The sequence below is a fragment of the Arthrobacter sp. Leaf337 genome, assembly GCF_001423745.1.
Lineage (GTDB): Bacteria > Actinomycetota > Actinomycetes > Actinomycetales > Micrococcaceae > Arthrobacter.
Window position 1 is genome coordinate 1 of record NZ_LMPC01000005.1, and the last position, 19,916, is coordinate 19,916.

The 19,916-nt window shown below is 61.3% G+C and carries 20 protein-coding genes; 5 read left to right on the plus strand and 15 right to left on the minus strand.

Annotation, left to right across the window (positions count from 1 at the left end):
* The coding region (locus ASF98_RS05770) for a serine protease (protein WP_200939315.1) at positions 1-2,408 on the minus strand (2,408 nt) is incomplete at its 3' end.
* A 29-nt stretch (positions 2,409-2,437) separates the two neighbouring features.
* Positions 2,438-2,821, minus strand: a complete 384-nt coding sequence (locus tag ASF98_RS05775; RefSeq protein ID WP_156372293.1) for a trypco2 family protein — start codon at positions 2,819-2,821, stop codon at positions 2,438-2,440.
* Between the two features lie 212 nt (positions 2,822-3,033).
* Here ASF98_RS05775 and ASF98_RS23625 point away from each other — a divergent pair, with 212 nt between their 5' ends.
* On the plus strand, positions 3,034-3,210 hold the full coding sequence (locus ASF98_RS23625; protein ID WP_156372294.1) for a helix-turn-helix domain-containing protein: 177 nt from the start codon (positions 3,034-3,036) through the stop codon (positions 3,208-3,210).
* A 492-nt stretch (positions 3,211-3,702) separates the two neighbouring features.
* On the opposite strand, the gene ASF98_RS05780 is transcribed toward ASF98_RS23625, so the two are convergent.
* On the minus strand, positions 3,703-4,026 hold the full coding sequence (locus ASF98_RS05780; RefSeq protein ID WP_055798764.1) for a hypothetical protein: 324 nt from the start codon (positions 4,024-4,026) through the stop codon (positions 3,703-3,705).
* Positions 4,027-4,664: 638 nt separating this feature from the next.
* Here ASF98_RS05780 and ASF98_RS05785 point away from each other — a divergent pair.
* The 3 genes from ASF98_RS05785 to ASF98_RS05795 all read left to right on the plus strand — a co-directional run bounded on the left by ASF98_RS05785 (position 4,665) and on the right by ASF98_RS05795 (position 6,380).
* The gene (locus ASF98_RS05785) at positions 4,665-4,967 is read left to right on the plus strand and encodes a hypothetical protein (protein ID WP_055798766.1); all 303 of its coding nucleotides are present in this window, start codon (positions 4,665-4,667) and stop codon (positions 4,965-4,967) included.
* Between the two features lie 395 nt (positions 4,968-5,362).
* Positions 5,363-5,674: a DNA cytosine methyltransferase gene (locus ASF98_RS05790; RefSeq protein WP_055798769.1), complete on the plus strand. Its 312-nt coding sequence runs from the start codon at positions 5,363-5,365 to the stop codon at positions 5,672-5,674.
* A 154-nt stretch (positions 5,675-5,828) separates the two neighbouring features.
* The gene (locus ASF98_RS05795) at positions 5,829-6,380 is read left to right on the plus strand and encodes a hypothetical protein (RefSeq protein ID WP_055798774.1); all 552 of its coding nucleotides are present in this window, start codon (positions 5,829-5,831) and stop codon (positions 6,378-6,380) included.
* Positions 6,381-6,625: 245 nt separating this feature from the next.
* Here ASF98_RS05795 and ASF98_RS05800 read toward each other — a convergent pair whose 3' ends face one another.
* Positions 6,626-8,254, minus strand: a complete 1,629-nt coding sequence (locus ASF98_RS05800) for a hypothetical protein (protein ID WP_156372295.1) — start codon at positions 8,252-8,254, stop codon at positions 6,626-6,628.
* 2,204 nt (positions 8,255-10,458) lie between these two features.
* On the opposite strand from ASF98_RS05800, the gene ASF98_RS05815 reads away from it, so the two are divergent.
* Positions 10,459-10,938, plus strand: coding sequence for a hypothetical protein (locus ASF98_RS05815; RefSeq protein ID WP_055798784.1), 480 nt, complete (start codon positions 10,459-10,461; stop codon positions 10,936-10,938).
* Here ASF98_RS05815 and ASF98_RS05820 read toward each other — a convergent pair.
* From ASF98_RS05820 to ASF98_RS05870, 11 genes are all read right to left on the minus strand, one after another.
* Complete coding sequence (locus tag ASF98_RS05820) at positions 10,920-11,297, minus strand: hypothetical protein (RefSeq protein WP_055798788.1); 378 nt, start codon at positions 11,295-11,297, stop codon at positions 10,920-10,922. The two genes, ASF98_RS05815 and ASF98_RS05820, sit on opposite strands and share 19 nt — an antisense overlap.
* A 3-nt stretch (positions 11,298-11,300) precedes the next feature.
* A complete protein-coding gene (locus ASF98_RS05825; RefSeq protein ID WP_055798791.1) occupies positions 11,301-12,077 on the minus strand; it encodes a hypothetical protein in 777 nt (258 codons plus the stop codon).
* A gap of 3 nt (positions 12,078-12,080) precedes the next feature.
* Positions 12,081-13,778, minus strand: coding sequence for a hypothetical protein (locus ASF98_RS05830; RefSeq protein WP_055799042.1), 1,698 nt, complete (start codon positions 13,776-13,778; stop codon positions 12,081-12,083).
* Positions 13,779-13,818: 40 nt separating this feature from the next.
* Positions 13,819-14,700: a hypothetical protein gene (locus ASF98_RS05835; protein ID WP_156372296.1), complete on the minus strand. Its 882-nt coding sequence runs from the start codon at positions 14,698-14,700 to the stop codon at positions 13,819-13,821.
* A gap of 42 nt (positions 14,701-14,742) precedes the next feature.
* Positions 14,743-14,982: a glutaredoxin family protein gene (locus tag ASF98_RS05840; protein ID WP_055798804.1), complete on the minus strand. Its 240-nt coding sequence runs from the start codon at positions 14,980-14,982 to the stop codon at positions 14,743-14,745.
* A 52-nt stretch (positions 14,983-15,034) separates the two neighbouring features.
* The gene (locus ASF98_RS05845; RefSeq protein ID WP_055798806.1) at positions 15,035-15,490 is read right to left on the minus strand and encodes a DUF6884 domain-containing protein; all 456 of its coding nucleotides are present in this window, start codon (positions 15,488-15,490) and stop codon (positions 15,035-15,037) included.
* 253 nt (positions 15,491-15,743) lie between these two features.
* Positions 15,744-17,012 carry a hypothetical protein gene (locus tag ASF98_RS05850; RefSeq protein ID WP_235505619.1) on the minus strand — a complete coding sequence of 423 codons (1,269 nt, stop codon included), beginning with the start codon at positions 17,010-17,012 and terminating at the stop codon, positions 15,744-15,746.
* Between the two features lie 86 nt (positions 17,013-17,098).
* Positions 17,099-17,320, minus strand: coding sequence for a hypothetical protein (locus ASF98_RS05855; protein WP_055798814.1), 222 nt, complete (start codon positions 17,318-17,320; stop codon positions 17,099-17,101).
* Between the two features lie 109 nt (positions 17,321-17,429).
* Positions 17,430-18,092: a hypothetical protein gene (locus ASF98_RS05860; RefSeq protein ID WP_055798815.1), complete on the minus strand. Its 663-nt coding sequence runs from the start codon at positions 18,090-18,092 to the stop codon at positions 17,430-17,432.
* 180 nt (positions 18,093-18,272) lie between these two features.
* Positions 18,273-18,599: a hypothetical protein gene (locus ASF98_RS05865; protein WP_055799046.1), complete on the minus strand. Its 327-nt coding sequence runs from the start codon at positions 18,597-18,599 to the stop codon at positions 18,273-18,275.
* A gap of 347 nt (positions 18,600-18,946) precedes the next feature.
* Positions 18,947-19,897, minus strand: coding sequence for a hypothetical protein (locus ASF98_RS05870; protein WP_156372297.1), 951 nt, complete (start codon positions 19,895-19,897; stop codon positions 18,947-18,949).
* Positions 19,898-19,916 lie beyond the last annotated feature (19 nt).

Below are 19,916 nucleotides of genomic sequence, written 5' to 3' on the forward strand. Positions count from 1 at the left end.
ACTCCACCTTCGTGGCCAGTGAGAGCGTGGAGTTCGGTGCCGCTGGCCAGATCCCAGATCCGGGCAGTGCCGTCTGCCCCTGCGGTGACGACACGGGTACTGTCCGGAGTGACGGCCAGTGACAAAACGGAGTAGCCGTGGTCGGTCAATATCCCCATGAGTGCCGAGGCGCTGTGGTGGCTGGTCCATTCCGGGACGAGCTGCCCGGGGGTCACAGTGAGCAGGGCTTCGCGGGCATTAACGGCCAGAAGAAGGTCTCCGCTGCTGAGTGCCTGTAGCCCCAATTGCCGGCATACATATCCACGCTGCCCGACTGGGAAAGGTGGCCGAAGGTAGCGGGTCTCGCGCTCAATCAGCCGCAGGCATCCCCGGAGATCCTGGTTCAGGTCAATCGGCAGATCTGTGGAGACGATGGTCCGCAGGGTGCCGGTGACCCGGTCGATGCCCATGATCCCGATGGCCCGTTCAAGATAGACCGCGTCCCGGTATAGCCCCGACAGGGCGGACGGATCGGTTTCTGCCAGATGGGAGGGGTAAAAGGACAGTGCATACAAGCTGCCTTTGGCCCACCGCGAACAGTAGTCCAGCAGGGCGTTTCGGGCATTGCTCAAGGCAGTGGACATGATTCTGGTGCCCAGATATTCATTGAGCCGGGGGTGGGTTAGCGCGTAGCCTGCCGTATCGTTGCCGGTGATCATCCGCCGGATCCTAGGCAGGACCTCGCTGTCGAAGTGATCGGCCGCAAACGTGCCGGGATCCTCGAAGACGGTGGGAACAAGGGCCGCTAGGTCGGTACGGGCCAGGGGACCCAAAGCGGCAGCCAAGACTGCAAACAGATCCCTGACCGGCTGGTCTCCGGCAGCTGCCCTAAGCTCCTGCCACCACCGGTCCAAGTATGAGGTGAATCCGTCAGGCAGGCGCCTCAGATCGTCCATCCCGTACCTTGGGTTGTTGGCGTCTCGGGCTAGGAATCTGATATAGAGGGGGTCCGCACCGTGGATTTCTGGCCCGCCGTCCGGCAGGGAACTGACGGGGTTAGTGTAAGTGGCTTTGGCCTCGATGATTTCGAAGGCGCCGGGTCTGCGGATCAGGTTCGCGGCCAGTTCGCCGGTGGCGGTGAAGACAGCTGCGACGGCGTCCCGGTCGAAACCGTCCAGAGGAAGCTGTTGTGCGGTCTGGATGCCGTAGTCTTTGCGCCAGTCCTGGCCGGTGTCGCGGATGGTGACAATCAGATGGACTCCGGAGGGCAGCGGTCCCAAGAGGTAAGGGGCCAGCGGCCAGCCGACTACCTCATCGAGCCCGTCCAGCAGCAGAACCGGCCCGGACACGGGGGAGCCCGAGGTTCCGTCCAAGTGGTGGTGGAAGCGGGCCCGCAGCGCGGGCAGGTCAAGGCTCTGGGGCCCGGCGGCCCCGGTGGAATCGAGCTGCTCGATCATGTTTTGCAGGAAGAAGGATTCATTGAGCCAATCTGGACTGTAGCGGGGCGTGAAGAAGTGGTAGGCGAACCGGTCCGGGTCTTGGCGGACCAGACTCGCCAGCAGCGCGGTCTTGCCCAGGCCCGCCGGCGCGGTGATCGCCAGGATTCCGCCAGGCCCGGCCATAAATTCCCCCACGGTTTTTACGTGATCACTCCGGCCAGCGAACACGGCGTAGTCCGGATCCTGTAGCAGCGGCCGGAAACCGTCCCTTAACAGCGTTTCCCTGCGAGGAAGGCGGGGCAGCCGGTCGGGTTTGGCGACGCCCAGGGCGGCCCAGAAGGTCTCTCTGTCGAGTGCGGGCAGCGAGTTGATGGCCTCGATCGGGGTCATGGCCAGTGTTCCGGGGCCTTCGGCGGGGTTGTGGTGGCGCACCACCCCGAGGATCCGGTCATTTCTGTCGAACGCGGCGGCTCCGGACATGCCCGCCCAAGGGGTTCCCTCGACGTCCCCGCCCGGCAGGGGAGGCCGGTCCCGGATGGCCGGTCCGGCGGCCTTCAGCGACAGGTACCCGGCGGTGGTTCCGGTACCGGGATGAGCGGTAAACCCCTCCGCCGTGGGTATGAACCCGTTCACTTGGACGCTGCGGCGATACCCGTCCTGGTCCTTCTTGAAGGCCGGGAACCCGAGCGCGACGCATCCTTCGATGGTGGCGACCGTGTCCCGGTCCACCCGCGCATATCCCAGAGGCGGCAGCCTCTCGGCATCCGGGATGCTGATTTCCAGGACGGCCAGATCGATCTCCGGGTCGGTGGAGCGGACCAGGACCGTTGCGTCCGGCTCCGAAGAGCCCAGTATGACCGTATGTCCGGTGCCGGCTGCCACGTGGGCGGCGGTCAGGACCCGGTTGCCTCCGATCCGCAGCCCGGACCCGGCCCGGCGCACACCCTGGCCGTCCCGGTAGCGGATCAATACCGCGCGTCCGGTCTCCACCGCCCCTCTTCCCGTTGCCCTGAGACCTGTTATTCGGCGGCCCCGGCAGGCAGATCCGTGCTCCCGGGGTTGCCCGTGGGCGAGTCATCCTCGTCTGAGATGACCAGGTCAACGGCCTCCCCCCGGGCGCTGAACAGGACTGGCTGCAGGGTGACCTTCAGGGTCTGGGTCACCACTGATTCGCGGGAGGCCTCGCCGCCAGCCTCGATCAGCCACCACTTGATCCCGGCCTTCCCGCCATAGTTTTTGGTCAGGGCCGCCTCGACGGTCAGTTCTACGGGGCCCGGCCGGAACCGCACCCCCGCGACCGGCGCGCTGGCCATGGCCTGGGCCAGTTCTGCCCGCAGTGCCTCGATCGCGTCGACCAGCCTCACCCCTCCGGGCAAACCTTTTTCATCAGCTTCAGCAGGCATCTTCGTCCCTTCACCATCCGCAAGGGCTGATCGGCCCGCCTTCATGGTCTTCCGGACTTCCGCTCCGGTCAAGAGACCTAGCGAAAGTGTCTGTTGAGGGATTCTTTATCAAGCCCGGGAAGTCATGGGCCTCCGCTGTTCACCAGCAGCCCTTCCTACGCTCTCAATAAAGGAATCCCGGGATTTTTCGCACTCCCCCGCCCGTCTCAGCAATGGCAGTAGCCGCCGTCAACGGCTGCCAGGCAGGACGACGCGAGGTAACCGCCGACCACAAGGTCAAACGCGCCCACGAGCTGAAGGCCCAGGGACTCAAGCCTGCCGACATCGGAGAGATCATCGGGACCAGCCGCGCCACCGTCTACCGGTATCTGAGCATGGGTGGCACGTGACGACGCCATCCTCAGCGACCACTTCAGGAACCGATCCAACTTGGCGGCTCAGGACGGCTGTAGGAGAACCGGGCTAAGGGTGTCAGCGGGGGTTTCATGACCGAGGGGCGGCCAGGAACGAACTAAGCCGTTTGACGGCCAGCTCCGAGGCCCAGAAGGAGACTTCTTGGTTACCAATTTGGAGGGTTACGTCCATCCCCGGCTGGTCGCCGATGCTCCAACTTCCGTCCCACGCCAAAAGCTCGGGAGGGAGATCCTTCTCCATAAGGAGGGTTAGCTGGAGTGATTGTCTGCCGTGCTCGTCTGGTAGTCCCCCACCAACGGTGAGTCTCCAGCGGGCCCCATTCTCCAGCGCTGTCAGATGCTCAGCACATACCGGAGGCTCCATGTCGGAACCTCGAATCAAATAGGCCCCCGCCTGCGGGCGCGAACAACGAAGAACAGAGCACGATGCCATATTCTTTAGGCTATCCAACGGTCAGCCCCAGCGTCCTAGGACTGGAACAACTTGGCAAGTGTTGCCCTATCTTCGTTCGTCAACAAGATCTCCATCGGGTCCTGAGATCCGCGGTCAGTCTCAATCACGAAAACCTGGCCTGTTCCTTCGTTCCGCCGTCGCCTCAAGCTTTTGAACTTGGGGGGAAGGTCTACGCCCATTTGCACCGCATGGGTATCTGGATCGGTGATCCAGTGCGCACCGCCGTTGATTGCCGCCTTGTGTTCGGCGCAGATGAAGCGCTCAAAGGCTGAGTTTGAATCTGAAGTCAGTCTGTCGCTGCCGGTTTTCTGGCATCGCATTACATCGCAGGTAGTCATGAACTGAGGCTATCCAACCGTCACTGATCCAGCTTGAGGCTGGACAATGACACGCCCGTTAAGGGCGGAATCCCCGCCAGCGCCCGCTATTCGTTGCCCTAGGCTAGTAGCCGCCGCCACCGCGCGGCAGGAAGCCCGTACCTCGAACGGGTTGTGCGCACTGGGGCAAGTGGACCCACCTTTCCGTTCAGCTCAAAGCTGGGCGGTTTCCAACCATCGTTACAAGGGTCTCGTTTGAAGGCCGCGCTTCATCGCCGAGGAACCCTTCTCAAAGCCCCACCTGGTGGGGGAGGCCTAACCTGGCCGCACTTGTGGCGACAAGCTTGGCAGCCCCCTGACGAGGGCCTGTTGGGCCGCCGAGGTTTTGCGACGAGGGTGCCTTGGGCGAAGTCGTAGACAAATAATGCCATCCGGACCTGTTCCCCGAATTAAACCGCCGCAGACTGGCTGCCCCTAGGGGCAAGCCTATAGCGAGGCCCACAGCTCACAGTAGAACTCGCCAAAGCAGACCACCACGACTTCTTGCACGACGCACCAATGCTCTTCTGCAGTCTATCCACGTTTCGCAATTGTATTGACAAGACTTCAAACTTCCCTATTATTTGTTAATATCAAATTAATAAACTAAGGAGCCTTTGATGGTTAACAACCAGCCCGTGAACCTCTTCGAAGTCATGGAAGCACTCGACGCCTGCCGCGGCGTCACCGGGCCGCTGTCGACGAAACGCAGAGCACTCATTTGGCAGGCCATCGAAACAGCCGATGACACTGATTGGCTTGCAGCCAGGACAATCCTCATCACCACAGACAAGACCCTGTGGCAGGCAGTGGTGGCGGAAGGGTCAGCGCCCAACCACACGCCACCACCGTCACGGATCCTCAGCGCAATCCAGAAGACCGCGAAGGTCAGCCCCAGGCACACGAAGCCGCCGGCGAGCTGATTGCAATCCCCCACCAGCCGGCACCTACATCCGCTAACACCACTGAAGGATGGTCGATCTCCTTGCTACGACACATCACATTCGCCGCATTCCTTCCGGCGCTTGCTCTGGTTTTATCCGGCTGCGCACAGCTCGATATGGCGGGTCCTGTAGACGCTCCATCGACGGCGGAATCGGTAGAGGCCGAATCAGTCCTCCAACAGCTCTGGACCATGCCAGTCAAAGGCAAAGCGCCTGACACCGGATATTCCTCCGACACACGCACCCAGCTCCACGGGCCGACCTGGACGGACGCAACTGATGCGCCGATGGGGCACGACGGGTGCGATACGAGAAACGACATCCTTGGACAACGATGTCACCTTCAAACCGGGAACCGCCGGACCATCACCCCAGTGGACCGGTTTGCGGTGATCACCACACTCAGCGGGGCCAACGCACCCAAGGACGTCGGCCAGCCCCTGGACACCTTCGCGGCGAACGGTAATCACCACGGCCTTACAGAGTGGTCCGTGCCCGAGGTGGACGACTGCGAGTGCCGGATGCTGCAGCATCACGAGATCAAGGCCGGCATGGCTTTCCCGAAGGAATACATCATGCTCGGCAACAAGCGCGAGCAGGTCAAGATGGCGGGCAACGCCGTCACTCCCCCGACCTCCCGTGACCTTGTCGAGTGTATGGCCGAGTCGCTGGGGCTGGCAGCATGAATCCCCCCATTTCCGTACTGCGGCGGAAGGACCCGAATGGCACCACGGATTGCCGAGCTGGTCCCAACAACATCATCGCTCACCAACCCGTTTTGGAATTCACGATAGGCACCGCCAATGAAGACCCGCCAGATCAACTGAAAGGACCAAGACCATGGGCACCATCCCAGCACTAAAGAATCCGGGTGTCGTACCCCTCAAATCCTTGAAGAGAAACCTCGCCGGCTACATCCGCTCAGCAAAGGCCGGCCACGATGTACTCATCGGCTCCAGCCACCCGGAAGTCCGCCTGGTCCGCGCATCAGCCGAGTCGAGCTCAGCAACAGGGTCTGTCCAGGTGGCTCCGGATCTGCTGGCCACCCTAATCGCCGCGGCGGCCGAAGCGGCTGCTTCGAAGGTCGCCGAAGCACAATGCGCCGAAGCCGACATCGACCAAACCCTCAGGCAAGGTCTTGGTGATCCCACCGCCCAGCTTCTTCTCAGCGACGGAGGAACCGTCTGGGCAGGCCTCTATTTCCGTGCCTTCTGCACTACGCTCCACAAACTGGAGTACGCCACGGTCCTTCCTCGTATCAGCCTCTCCGCCCTCCTGGCGCACCTTTCCCTTCGCCTTGAAAACGACCACACCCTCCCAAGCGGGCGCTGGAAGCAGCTCCAGGACAACATCTTTGGCCGGCCACACCAGGAACAGGATGGCGGTGCCTAAAGCTCGACCACCCAGACCACTCGATTCTCGCGGGACCGCCCTGCTGCGAAAGGGCCAAACTACGCGCGCCCTGGCACTGGTCGTCAAAGCCAAGCTTGAAGCAGTGGCCTCACGGTCTACCAAGAATCAGAGCAGTCAGTTGCAAATGCACTTGAGACAGGGATCGTCCCCTCTGCTCCAGCTCGACTCCGGTTCAAAACGCTCCTGACGAGGCGATTTCGCAATACAAGGGCTCCGTCTCGCCGCTACGCATCCTCATCCTCGGCTTCGATCGGTAGGGGCGGGATTAAGCAGACCTGCCAGCGCCTGTATGGGTGCGCAGGGTTTACCTCTCCTATGGGAAGCCAGTTCAGCGTTCTGGTTAACGCCAAAGTGGCACCTCGAACAAGCGTGGAGACGGGCATGATTGCCGGTTGGGCCTTCACCTTGGCCACCTGTTGCGCCAGTCTCGGCTCCAGCGCTGGTTCCGGGATCTGTGCAGCCAGCCCGCTGTCGTTGTCCTGGACGAACCAACGATGAACGCCGTTGGGGTAGCTGATGACGAGAATCTCCGCGTTCTCCGCATTTCCGATAAGTCTCTTCGCTCTAATACGGTCAACTTCTTGGTTCCAGCGTCGGAAATAGCGCCCGGGTTCAGGAGGGAGGTATGTCTCGTCAGCCTTGACCGCAGCCCAGAAGGCATCCGCCTTTCCGCGGCGGCCGAGGCCCTTGGGACCGAGGAAGATCTGAGTGGTCGCCGGGTAACGTCGCATATTCGCTACAAGCCGGTCGCCAAGGTGCCGCTCAAGCTCGCTCAGTGCTTTGAAGGCTGTTTGTATTTCTTCGTCATCCGGGGTCTGTCCACCGTGTACGGCAGCGTTACGCAGATCGGCCAAGTTGATTCGCCAGTCCCGCACAGGCCCCGGCCTGTCAAGATTCCACTGGCCTCCGAGCCGACCTGAGAACTGGGATGTCACCTTTTTTGTGACGGTGTCCTTCGTGTCCAAGACTCTTGCTACGTCAGCACAGCTCAAGTCCTCTTCCCACATCATCAGGAGCATGACTTCAACCAGGAGCGCTTCTGCGGCTGCACCAGCCAAAATGATTGTGCTGAGGTTTTCACCTCGTCTATAAGCGAGATTCGCCTCACGCCGCATGTCGCTAAATGCCGCGAAGATGTTCGGTGAGTAGTCGTTGAAGGCTCTGCTCAGTGCTCTTTGCTGATCCTGGTTTAGATCAGGGCCGCGCAAATGATTTGCATCGTTCTCGCCCACATTTGCCATGAAGATTTGTACGGAGGGTTTGGCGAAGACTTCGCCTGAGGACAGCAGGAAGGGGAGTGCAGCCGGGAGTCCCTTTCTGGTCACGAGCCGCAGAGGCCGTTCGGTGACCAGATGGTGCGCTCTCTGGATGGAACGCAGCACCTTCAGAGCCTCGTCGAAGGTGTCCGTAATGCCATCCCGGCTCGCCGACACAGTCATCGGGCCAAAGACCTCCGCTACCGTGACAACCTTGGGGCGGCGAATGGGTGGCACACTGGCATCTGCCGTCCGCCCTAGGACATCCCCCAGGGCACTCATGACGGCCGTTCCGCGGGGGTCAGATACCTCTTGCTCTGACTGGTGAAACCGGACGCCGATACGGAATGCATATTCCACACCGCTACGATTCCCGAGTGCAATCGAGGGAGAATTTTCCCGTGGGTCGAGCACTTCTTCTATCGGCACCTCGAACAGGTGTGGGACGTCCAAAGGCTCAGGCAGCGGAATAAAGAATGCGACGATGGCAGTCTCGGACGTCCATTGCCGTCGTAGTGAGCGTGGCACGGAGTAGCGAGGCCATTTGAGGTTTTTGGGCGCCGGCGCACGGTACGGGAAGCCGGTCGTTTCAGTCATGAGCCCCATCCTCACACGCTAGCTGCAAGCAACAGGGCCCAGCGTGCAGTTGCGCTTTGAGCCTCGAGCCCTGCCGCACCGGCTGGCCAGAAATATCGGCCGTAACCCGCCCTTAGTGTCGTTCCAATAAGACGCGGGTATCGTAAACTGTTCCAAAGGCGTCCCGCCTGGCTCTTGGCTGTTGATCTGACAATCGTGGTCTTCCTAACGGGGCGCCTTTTCTCTGCCCCTGAATCTGGGAAGTCACAAAGCTGCGCCGATCCCTTCCTTTCCGTATGCTCCTTCGGGCCGCCCTTCCTGTTGCTCTCGCTTCCAGGCTTCGGTTTCGTACGGTGATGCCCTTCCCATCGAGACGTCTCGGGAATGCCCGTGCGCCCGTGAAATTCGAACTCCTGGACGGCGGCCTGCAGCATCCGGCGGTAGTCCGCGACAGCAATGAGCGTGGCCGGATAATCGGAGAGGGCCATAGTGCAATAGAGGTGAGCAAGGACGACGTTGCCCCAGACGTTCAGGTGGGCGTTCTCGTATTTCGGCTCGTAGCGGCGGAGTGGCACTAGATGATCTTGTGTGGCCATTCCTGGATGGCCACCACGTAGTCCGATGTCGACCGTAAGGCCACACACCTGGCAGATGTTTCCGTCCCTTCTCCACAACGTCAGCACCACCAGCCGTACGTTGGACGGCAATTTTTCGTGAGCCGCCGGCCAGTCCCACGAGCCACATTTCGTCGGTCATCAGATCATGAGGTACCAGGGATTCCGGGGGATCCTCCCAAGGGTTCTTTGGGTACCTTTTCTGGGGTGTCTTTCGTCGTGGCCAACCAGCTGAAGGGGGAAGGACGGCCAGGTACTGTTCCGTGAACTCAAAAGGACGATCGAGGTGGTCCAGATCGCCGGCGCTGACGTCGGCCATCCGGGCAGCGCCATGGACAGCGCAGCAGATCCTAGGTAAACGCCAAGGAACTCAAGGCCGCCATCCAGTAACCACCGCCTCCTCCGGCAACAATGTCCGCCAGCCCGGTTGGGCAGGCCGACATTAGCTTTCGGAAATATGGGTCACGGCCGGCGCTTGCTCTGCTCGGCGCCGGCCAAGCCAACCGCCCTCCGTCTTGCAACAGGTACTCAAGCTAGAGCGACTGCTATCCATCAAAGCCATCGTCATGCCGCAAACTGGGCCAACCCACCCGCCAGGGAAATAGCCGACTACCGGTCTGCAGGCGCTCCCCTCACGGTGGCGCCGGCAGACCGGGCTCACCCGCCGAACGAACCGAACCCGCCAAACCCATCAAAGCCGCCCCAGCCCACACCAGAATCAGCGCCGACGCTTGGTAAATCCCCACCCTGACCCGGTATGTCCCCACCGTCCAATGGGACGTCCACCCCGGAACCTTCCTCACCACCGGCCTGGCCATCCCCCGTGGCCTCGAGCCACAGAGAGTAAAGCCGCCCAAGACACTTTTCGGCAGGCCGCTTCTGCTCGCAACCCCGAACACCAGCGACGTGCTGAGCATGTACAACCTGATGTATTAATAGCGGAGCCAAGGAGGTCAAGGCCATGAGTCTCATGCACTTAGACACCGGCAAACGGCGCAGAACCACCGCCATCGTGCTGACCGCATTTCTCGTAGCTCTAATCGCGGCCGGAGTGATCATACAAAGAGTAAGCCAGAGCTCTGACGGGAGCGGGGATTCGACGGTCACCACTCCAGGTATCGAAGAGACCGGTGGCTGGACACCGGAGCGAATGAGAAGCGCAACGCCCCAACCAATGCCCTGCATCCCAACACAAGGGGTGGCCCCGGAGGGATACTGCCGGGGCCACCCCTTCACTCCACCTGAGTGCTGCCGGTGATGGGGGCCAGCGATGATTGTCTCGACTGCGACCGGCGGTGAGGGCAGGCCGTCGGCAGGTACGCCTCAATGATCCCGCCTTAACCCCAGCCCAAGTTACTTGTCACCTTGAGTCAGCTAAAGGAGTACCGGGCAATCTACGCGCGTCCGCAAACATCTCATCCCGCCAACAGCACCCGCCAAATCCCGCAGGTGGGTACCGTTCTAGCCGTCCTGGTGGGCCTCATTCAGGTTGACACAGTCACCATACCAACACTGTTGACACTCATTGGAAAAGCAACCTACGGTTGTTTACGTCTGATCAACAAATTCATCACACGCCCATAAAGGCTAATGATCAGGAGAGAGAACACAATGACCACGCCCGACACGCAAACCCTCCATGAGGAACTGGCCAGGGCCGGCACCGCTCACAAGACGGCCACTGAGCGTCTGGAGACGCTGCGATCCCGACGCGCCGTTCTTGTCGCCCAGGGCTTCAAGGCTGGCATCCAGGCGACCGAGCTGGCCGGCCATGCGGGGCTATCCCGCCAGAGGCTCTATCTTGTCCGCGACATAGGGAACAAGCAGCTCGAAGCCTCAGCTGCGCCACAGGAAATCACCAGCGAAGAACTGCTCAAATCCCTAACGTCCCTCGTTACCGAACTGCCCTCAGCAGAACGTGAGAAGGCGACGACACAGGCAGACCTTCAAAGGCTCGTCGCCCAAGTGGCCGCCGACGGGCAAACACCCGTGAGCGAACTTGCCCGGCTGGCCGGTGTCAGCCCGGAATGGACAAGGAAGATCCGGCTCCAAGCCGGAGTGAAACCGCGGCGCTACTCCCCTGCCGAATGACGACGTGAGGACATCGGCGGCCGTCCAGGCGCTCCGATACGTGAAGCCTCCCGCGCCAAGCTGTACTTCTTGATCTCAGTTGCGCTCCACAGCTTTTCCTCGACGACCGGTTCGGGAAAATTCTTATCCCGCGACATCGTCACCCGAGTGGCCGGAATGCTCCCCAAATTCAGTATCTGACGCACACCCTCGACGTTCACCAACCCCTTGATGCTCGAGGGGCCCAACCCGGCGCCATGAATCTTCTCGACCAACGACGTGATCTTCTCGACCAGCTCGGCGTCCGTGCATGACTCCAGGTCATCCACGCCGTAGTGCTTCGCAACTACAGCCGCAAGCTCGTCATTGCGTTTGTTCATCGATCAGCGCCTCCTACTTCTTCTGCGGGTTCCGCGTGCATCCATGTCTTTGCGCACCGGCTTAGGTCTTGCCGCGTTGAACACGGTCATGGTGACCGAGACAACGGGTGATTTCTTGACGTCGAGATTGGCATAGCGTTCCTGGCTCTGCGAGACAATCCAGGCGGTCATGTCCCCACCATGGAGATTCTTCACATCGTTGAGGATATCGGAGGCGTGGTAACCGGATTTCGACCCGATATCCATGACCCGGCCTCTGCCGTCAGTGCGGTAGACAACCTGCAGCTTCACACGCTTATCTTGGCGCGCCTGGGATTTCGAGATCGTGACCAGCCGCCGCCTCAGCTCCTCGATACCGGCATGACGGCCCTTCGCACGGGCCGTCTTGGGCATCTCTACGCTGTACTGCCGGCCCCCTTCAGGGAAATCAGTGACAGTGCTGTGAAACGCTCCACGCGCCGGCACATGCGTGAACGTTCCGCCCGTCTCCTCCGGCACGACAGTCTTCCCCGCGGCTCCCGCCTTGGCACGCACCGGAACAATATGCCCATCCTTCGCCCGGCGCCGAGACGGCATATGGGTAACTTCACCCGCGTTGTACAGTTCGGTCAGAGACTGACGGTAGGACTCACCGCGGCTCTGTCCAGTAGCCACCTTCCGCAGCATCTTCTCCGAGCGCCCCATGCGTTCGCCGAACTCCTTCCAGGTGTACCCATAGGTCTCCTTGAGGTGGACGACGAGCTCCTGGGGAGTCATCTCATTGGGATCATTTGCCGGCATGGACTAATCCTCGGGGGTGGAAAACTCGGTTTCGAAGAATGCCGCGTCCGTGCCCGCCTTGACGGCTTTGACGCGCAGTTTGTTGCGTTCGTCCTTGGTCACCGGTGTCTTGACGTTCTCAAGCACTCCCTGGAGGCGGAGGCGGCCGACCTTGCTGTCGTCGCCGCCGCCGTAATCGGCTGGCTTTGCCCACTCCGGAATGTGCGTTGTGTAGATGGCGTCGCCGTTGATGCCCAGCAGGCTACCGGAGGGCACGGCCAGAGCCCCGGCGGTATCGGCGCCCAAGGAGCTGGGGCCCAGCAGGACCTTCGCCCGCCCTCGGGCCCATACCTGAACGGCGAGTTCTGGTCGGTAGTAGGGCCGGGTTTGGGATGATTCCGCCGTGGGAACTTTGTAGACGAAGGCCTTTCCCTCCCGCTTCATGGTCGAGAGATACTGGGCCGGAACGTCCTGGGGGCTCCAGGCGATGACCGTCGAGGCCCGGCCCCTGGATGCAAAGGCCCCAACAGTCTGGATCATGATGGCGCGGAGAGCTGCGCTCACTGCAGCCTTGATGACTGTGGGCATTTCCGGATCTGCGTCGACATCTTCACGGATCCGGATGATGCGGTTCGCGAACGTGTCCAGAGGACGGATTGCGACATCCTTTCCGTCCTTGTTAATCCGCTTCTTGGCGAACGCTACAGACTCGATGGGATCAATGGCCCAGCCTGCCTTCCGGGCGACATGAAGCTCCGAGGTGTCTGCCCAGGTTTCGGCGATGGCTCCGGGCCGGTTGGGGTAGTACCAGCCGTCCTCGACTTTCCTGTGCTGGACGCCCAGGAGCCCGACGTGGTTCCAGTTATCGGGGACTTTGAATCGGACGAGGACACGTGCCCGGGCGTAGGGGTCGTTGTTCAGCATGTCGAACGTGTCGGCCCGGTTCAGTCGAAGCCCGGGGCCGATCCCCAGCTCGCGGCACAACGAGGCGTACATGAACCTGCCGTCGACATATGCGAAGGTCTCCAGGCGCGGCGTTTTCGTCGGGTCGACGAGCGGAATGCAGTCCTCGTGTGTCGTGAAGTCGGGGCCGGCAACCAGGTGCTCGAGATGGTGCTGTCCTGAGGTGCGGTGGAGCTCCTCTGCTATGTCAGGAGTAACCGGTTCGGGATCAAGCCCAAAGGGCAGCGAGGCCGCCCAGAGATTCGTGCCGGAGTTTGCAGGCGTTTTTCCGAGGCGCTGCCCGTCGAACGCTTCGGCGATCATGAAGGCCGTTGCGTCCCACGCCTGGCGGGCCTGCTCAGGGCTCAGCGGCGTGTTGCCGAACCATTCGGCCGCTGTCTTCACTTCGATTCGCTGCGGCGCCGAAATTCTCTCGAAACGCCCTGTGACAGGCGTTCCCAGCCAGTGACCGACGGGCGGGGCTCCGTCTTTGTCGACCCAGCCTGCGTTCCATCCAGGGGTCTGGACCATGAGCCAGTGCCGCACATCGCGCTCATTCGCCGGGACGTTTCCGGTGAACATTATTCGCTCTGCCCCGACTGAAGCGGCCGTGTCCAGCATGTCTTGAAGGTTCGGGGTCTTGCGACGTGGGCCAATCTTTGGAGGGACCGCCTGGCCGTTGGAGAGCACTCCGCGGCCGGTGGTGTAGTCGGCCCACAGTGTGGGGATTGCCTTGAAGTTGTAGGGCCGTGGCCGGTACCGGTACTTTTCTGAGCTCACGCCCACTCCCGCCTATTTGTTGATCTGACTCTAACAAATACTAGTTGCGTGTCGTATGGGCGTCCAGTCCGTCCGCAGCTTTACACCGCACTACCCAGGTCTCGGCCGATTCGCGTTTTGTCCTCAGTTCCGCGTGGATCCTATGCCCTGGAAAATATCCGTGCGCCGCTATGGCTTGGGCGAGGAGGTTCACTTCGTTCGTGCGACCACTGAAGCTCTCCCGAGTCTGCTGCCGCGCCGCACCAATAATGCTGTCGAACGATAGGGGTCCGCCGCCGGGTGGCCTGTGGCCTATGGAGAGCAGAGCTGCGACATTCTCCGTGATCTGCTGCAGGTCTTTGGCTGACCCAGCATCGTGCCTGTCATCCAGATGATCTTGGACATTTCCTGCCATGGCGATGCAAATTCTCATCCATGCTTCGTCCTGACTGGTTGGCCGTGGTGACGGTAAGACCCATTGGACCATTCCAGATCCGTCAGGCTTTACGTGAGCATCGAGGACGGTCGCGCCGAAATGGTGGGCGACGAGTGCGTGTGCCGCTTCATGTCTGCAGCTGTCCTCGTATCCGAGGAACTCAATTGCCCAGCCGGCTTCGATTTCGCGTGCCTTTTTCAGGATCTCGGCTTCTTCGGCGTCGGCGCCGCATAAGGACTTAGCTGCCTGCCGGGCAGAGCTGCTGAGCCTGATTGATTTCACGTTGCCAACAGACACAAGACGGCCACCGCCGACAGCCGTTCCCGTCTCAGCGCTCGCTCCGATCAGGAAGGCTATGAACCGGGCAAAGATCAGGAGGAAAAGGACGCCCGTGGCGATGCAGCGGATGGCCTCCCATGCTTGTTCCGGCGTGCTCAATGCCAGGGCACGAACCACCGGTAAACCGACAGTGTCCGCCACAACGGTGAAGGTCAGAAACAGCAGCAACGCTTTGACTAAGGGCCACACGGACCTTTGCCGACGCGCCATCTATGCGGCCTTGTCTTGGGCCAGTGCTGCCATTCGGTCAGGGTCAAAGCCCTTCCAGTGCTCGCCGGTGGCGGTATTGATCGTGACCGGTGTACCTGTGTATCCCAGAGCCAACAGGCGTTCGTAGGCGTCGGGATCTTGGGTAACATCGAAAACTTTGTGGTCGAGCCCGAGACTCTTGGCCTTGCCCTTCACACCGATGCAGGGGCCGCAGGCTGGCTGTGTGTAGATCTCGATCATTTTGCCGCCTGTCCGTCCGGGAGGATTGTGCCGCTGGCTGTGCGAATGCGGGTCATGACGCACGCTCCAAAGACTTGAGGTGGTTGGTGAGGTATCCGAGTTGCTGGCCGATTCCGAGTCCCTTCATGGGAATTTGGAAGGGCCATTGGCAGGGCCTGAGGACTGTTTGGTACTGCTTCCCGGCGAGGGCCACAAGGGCTACGCCGGCGACGTCAGCAAGTTCGACAGCAAGTTGCGCCCTGACCTCATCGCCCCAGCGATGGACATTTGTTCCGAGCTTGACGTCGTACGGGGGAATGACTTGGTCAGGGTGCAGCAAGCCATGCTTGGCGCTGAGGATGTACCAGCGGTCGCAGTTCCACTCCGCGTAGGCAGCAGCTTTTCGGAAGAGCTGAGAGGTGTAGAGCTCCCGTGGTGACGCCGGCCTCTGGAGCTTGGACCACGAGCAGCCCACGAGCCCTACAAGGTGGCGGCCGCTCCTCGTGGCTGGAAAATGGGGTTGGTTCATGCCGTATCTCCTCGCGGCCAAGCCCTCATGGGCACCCGGTGTTGTCACTCTGGGTAGGTGGCCATCGTTCCCGTTTTGCCACCGACGCCGTGTCCACGCCTCCTATCTCGCGATGGTGGTGCCCCGTAACATCATTCAAAGAAATCCTGCGGAACCTCGCCCGCCCAGTGGATCCAGGCCGACCTCGACCTGCAGCCGTCGCCGGGCAGGTCCCGGCGGTGATCGTGGCACCACGCGAAGACGCCACTGAACGTCAGCAGAGGCCTTTGGGAAGTCGGGCGGCTTTCTGCTCCGCATAGGGGCGGATGGGCTGCGGAAGCCAGCCCTGTTGGCCCCGTTTGAGCACACTGTCTCCGTCGCGCATGTGCGGCCCAGCGTTTGTCCAGGTGTTCTGGCCTCTGGTCTCACAGAAGAGCGCCATCCTGGCTTCCTTCGGCAGGCAAGTCCTGTGCGTCCACCAAGCCCGCTTCTCCCCCTCCGGCCCGAACATCAAGCCGTCCCCGTGAGCAATAGCGTCATGAACGGCACGAAATGCATCATTCAAGGGCACGATGCGGCTCGTTCCCTGCCCATCCGGCACCGAGACAGTCCTGGCCATTGGGTGCCCTGTGGGCAGCGCACCCTCGGTCGAGTCCGAAACCTCCGTCCGGAAGTAGAACAGGTGTTTGTTGTCCCTCAGATCCTTGAGCATGCCCGCTGAGTCCGCATAGGGCTGCTCACTGCTCTCTGAGTGCCAGGGCTCGAAGGCGTAGCCGGCCTCGACGAAGTCCACGTACTGCGCCTGGATGTGCCTCTGCAGAGCCCTGTACGAGCGGCGCACAGCAGGATTCTTTGGATCGTGGAGAGCGGCGGCATAGGCCTTCGCCGCCGCTACGTCGTCCAACTCCGTCATGTGCGGCAATGCCGTACGCCCGGAGAGCCCGTTGCGCTCGCGGTATCGCTGCCGAAGGGCCTGGATATCGCGGATCGGGGCGTGCTGTGAGTGATCGACGTTCTTTTCGACGAACTCCGCCCTGACCGGTGTCCATTCCGGTTGTCCGTAGCGGCGTTGGATGGCGTAGAGGGCCAACTGGTCCGGATGCCCCGAGGTCTGGAGGATCTGAAGTGTGCCATTCACTACGCGTCCGCCGGGGATGCCGGCCATCCTGAGTGCGTCCAGGGCGTCTTCTGCGTCAATGGGTGTGCTGCTGCCGAACGTGTACATGCGATCTGGCCCGGCCTCGTCGACGAACGCCACCATGACCGAGTCCTGGTTGTAGCGGCCGGCGAGTTCGCCTGCCCAGGCCCTGATGCATTCCCCGTCTCCGCGGACTGTGTAGGCTCCGGCGGGTTCGGTTTCGCCTTCCCATAGACCGTCAGCGGGTTTGTCATCCAGCATTTCGATCTGGTGCGCACGGCCGACGTTTCTGATCGTGTCGTCGTACTCGCGCCACTCTTCGGAGGCGTAGTAGGACGGGCGTGAATCCAGGGCGAGCAGCTCTGCGCTCTCAGGCCTGAAAGGTGTTGCCCCTATGTAGGCCATCAGCTCGCCTGAGGCCGCCGCAGCGATGCTGTTGGGATCCTTGCACTGATAGCCGCCTCGAGGGTGGTTCTTCGGCCGGCACATCGTTAGGCATTCCCGTTGTCGGGTGCAGGCAGGAACGCGATCGCGTCCCCAGGCTGGAGGTCGCTGCGCTTCCCGATCTCGTCGAGCTCGGCGGATTGTGCGACTTTCCCGTCCTTGATGTCCTTGAGGAGCTGGACGAATTCGTCCTTGCTCATTTCCTTGGGGTCTTTGCCAAACTGGGCGGTGAACTGCCCGGCGTCGGCCGTATTGTCGTTTGTGGCCATGGTGTCCTCCTTTCGTGGCATCGCAGGTGTGTCTTTATGTGGGACCTGCACTGCCGTAGATGCCAGTGGGAGGCATCGTCAGCAGGTGTAGGTACGTTGGCGGGCGTTTTTACATGGATCCGGTTTCGTTGGTTTCTGGTGTGAGCATTGCCAGGGAGCCCCGCAGCGGGCGCAGCCCAAATTTCTCGTAGACAGGGACCAGTCGATGGTCCGCTGCTATGCAGGCGACCAGCGCCCCTCCTGGCACCTTCTCTTCCAGCACTCGGCTCAGGAGTCGCTGTCCGGATCCGGGTGTGGCCTCGAGTCTGCGCACCAGGAGGCTGTAGGTATAGACCAGCTGGTCCTTCGGCAAAGCGCCGACCGCTTCTTTGAGGATGCGTTCGGCCTGCCGGGTTTCCGGTCTCAGCATTCGTTTCAACGCCGGGGCCAACGACCCAAACAGGACCAACAGCCCCACACCTGTCGCGATCATCGACCCGGTGGCGATTGGAAGAACGACCGAAATCAGCACAATAGGTATGCCGAAGGGCACGAACCCAGCTAGGCCGGGCAGAATCTGCGACTTCCGCGGGTCCACGAGTCCGACCATGACGATGCGGTTCTGATGAAAGAGCTTGCCGCCGGTCAGTAGCCCGATTGCCGCCCCAAGTTGCAGCGAATACTCCAGGGCGGCCCGGAAGGGGCGGTCAACACCGTCAATCCGGGTGAATGCCAGGGCAGATGTCCACGCCAAGGCTGGCACGTCCGTCAGCCTCGCCTTAGTAGTGGTCACCGATCCCCCTAATTTATTTATTGTAGATTAACAAACTTGTCTCTGCGCTGCCAAGTGAAACGGCCACTGTACAAGCCCGTGAAGGATGACGCCGGCGCCTTCGTTCTGGGCGCCGGCAGCATCGCCGCGCTGCAGTGGGGTGCGCCGGATTATCCGGGTTTGGTTGCGATGCAGCTGGCCCTAGGCCGCCAGCACCGGCGCTTCCGCGCGGGTCGGGTCCTCGAGAGGGGCGAGGATGCTGAACCTGTAATCAGACTGGAGCGGGTCCACGTGGGCGGGCAAGTGGTGGGAGCGGGCACAATCGCGAAGCTGCTCCACCGCGTCCGGCTCGACACGGGCGCCGGTCATGTCGATCTCTAATGTCAGGTCCGCCATGAGAGTGTTGGCCCGTTTCATCACCGCATACAGGCCGCGGACGCTTTCCACCGTCACATGACCCTGGGCGGCAACTTGGGCCTGTGCGCGGTCAAGGTCAACGCGGACCAACACTTTTAGCTTATCTGTCACGATGATTCTCCCTATGCGGGCGGGGACGGGGACCGCGACGCTGCGGCCACCGCCCACCCTAAACATCAAACGTGACCCACGCAACAGGCCGCGTTGACTCATGGAAAAGGCAACAGGCATCTGGCGCCAACTTGGACGGGCCGCCACCCAACTTCGACCGGCCACCGTCTTCAGCGGCGGTCCCTGGCCGGCCGCACCCGCGGAATCTGCGCCTGCGGCCACGAAGGCGTCCTGCCAGGCCTCATCGATAACCAACCCGCGTGCCGTCGCTGCTCAGGAACCGTAAGTTTCTTCCCGGGTCGGTTTACAATCAAAACCCTCGTGGCCGGGTCCCAAGGCGGCGGTTCTTAGTACATCGGTAGACTGCTCCGAATGGAATCCTTCGGAAGGCGGGAAAGTATCATTTCGGCGTCTCGTTCTGCAGTGTGTTCCGTAAGGGTGCGCGCAAGTTTCCATATTTCCGCGGCTTCCTCAGATCGTGCCCTAATCTCTTCGCGTGCCCAATAGCTGGCCGCGAGGGCCGCCTGACCTGGAAAATTCAAATCTAGGGATTGCTTCGTGGCAAGCGAATAATAGGTTCGCCCCTGTTGCACGTCGCCGGCCCGGAAGGCTACGAGCCCCCGAGTGGCATTATGCACAGCCTCCTCGCGAGAATCCCTAGGTGGTGCTGACCTCGAAAGTAACTCGTCTACGTCAATCTTCTTGTCTTGATTTGCTAGGGCAAAGACGAGATTATTGGCCAGCATCGGATCCTTTGGATTGGCGACACGACCAATTCGAGCAGCACGCTCGGCGGCTGCGTAGTCTTCCGCCCCTACGGCTGCCACGTATGACAGGAACATAGCCGGTTCGACGGCAAAAGGCTGATCCATCTGCCAGCTCTGGCCTGCCTCGATCGCGTTGTTCCAGTCTTCACGGCCACGCGCCTCGATTGCCGCCGCTTCAAAGCTGCCTTGAGGCTGCAAAACGGCTTTCGGTGCCGTGAACCCTCCGCGCTGTGATTCGAATTCGATCTGCGCAGCGGCATTTTCGGTCGGTTCAATGGTTGCTTGCACAAGAATCTTGCGACCTCGTTTGTCGCGCCCCTCATTGAACTCAGCGTGAGCGACTGTGCACGCGAGCTCGCTAAGGGTCCAAGGACTGAAGCTACTAGAACTCAAGGCATGAAGTGCCTGCTTCATCGATCTAGGGGACCGGTCTGCAGCTTCGTCTGTCGCCAGTTCGGCAGCCAAAATCCAAGGATCTTCTGACGCGCGTACATGTCGAAGAACCTGGCCCGCCGTTTCCGGATCATCCATATGGAGGAAGAATCTAACA

Bases quoted from the DNA above. Each gene is read 5' to 3' on its own strand.
- ASF98_RS05800 (WP_156372295.1), bottom strand. From the start codon at position 8,254: ATGACTGAAACGACCGGCTTCCCGTACCGTGCGCCGGCGCCCAAAAAC.
- ASF98_RS05840 (WP_055798804.1), bottom strand. From the start codon at position 14,982: ATGATCGAGATCTACACACAGCCAGCCTGCGGCCCCTGCATCGGTGTG.
- ASF98_RS05850 (WP_235505619.1), bottom strand. From the start codon at position 17,012: ATGGCCTACATAGGGGCAACACCTTTCAGGCCTGAGAGCGCAGAGCTG.
- ASF98_RS05855 (WP_055798814.1), bottom strand. From the start codon at position 17,320: ATGGCCACAAACGACAATACGGCCGACGCCGGGCAGTTCACCGCCCAG.
- ASF98_RS05870 (WP_156372297.1), bottom strand. From the start codon at position 19,897: ATGGATGATCCGGAAACGGCGGGCCAGGTTCTTCGACATGTACGCGCG.
- ASF98_RS05775 (WP_156372293.1), bottom strand. From the start codon at position 2,821: ATGCCTGCTGAAGCTGATGAAAAAGGTTTGCCCGGAGGGGTGAGGCTG.
- ASF98_RS05845 (WP_055798806.1), bottom strand. From the start codon at position 15,490: ATGAACCAACCCCATTTTCCAGCCACGAGGAGCGGCCGCCACCTTGTA.
- ASF98_RS05825 (WP_055798791.1), bottom strand. From the start codon at position 12,077: ATGCCGGCAAATGATCCCAATGAGATGACTCCCCAGGAGCTCGTCGTC.
- ASF98_RS05795 (WP_055798774.1), top strand. From the start codon at position 5,829: ATGGGCACCATCCCAGCACTAAAGAATCCGGGTGTCGTACCCCTCAAA.
- ASF98_RS05820 (WP_055798788.1), bottom strand. From the start codon at position 11,297: ATGAACAAACGCAATGACGAGCTTGCGGCTGTAGTTGCGAAGCACTAC.
- ASF98_RS05815 (WP_055798784.1), top strand. From the start codon at position 10,459: ATGACCACGCCCGACACGCAAACCCTCCATGAGGAACTGGCCAGGGCC.
- ASF98_RS23625 (WP_156372294.1), top strand. From the start codon at position 3,034: ATGGCAGTAGCCGCCGTCAACGGCTGCCAGGCAGGACGACGCGAGGTA.
- ASF98_RS05780 (WP_055798764.1), bottom strand. From the start codon at position 4,026: ATGACTACCTGCGATGTAATGCGATGCCAGAAAACCGGCAGCGACAGA.
- ASF98_RS05785 (WP_055798766.1), top strand. From the start codon at position 4,665: ATGGTTAACAACCAGCCCGTGAACCTCTTCGAAGTCATGGAAGCACTC.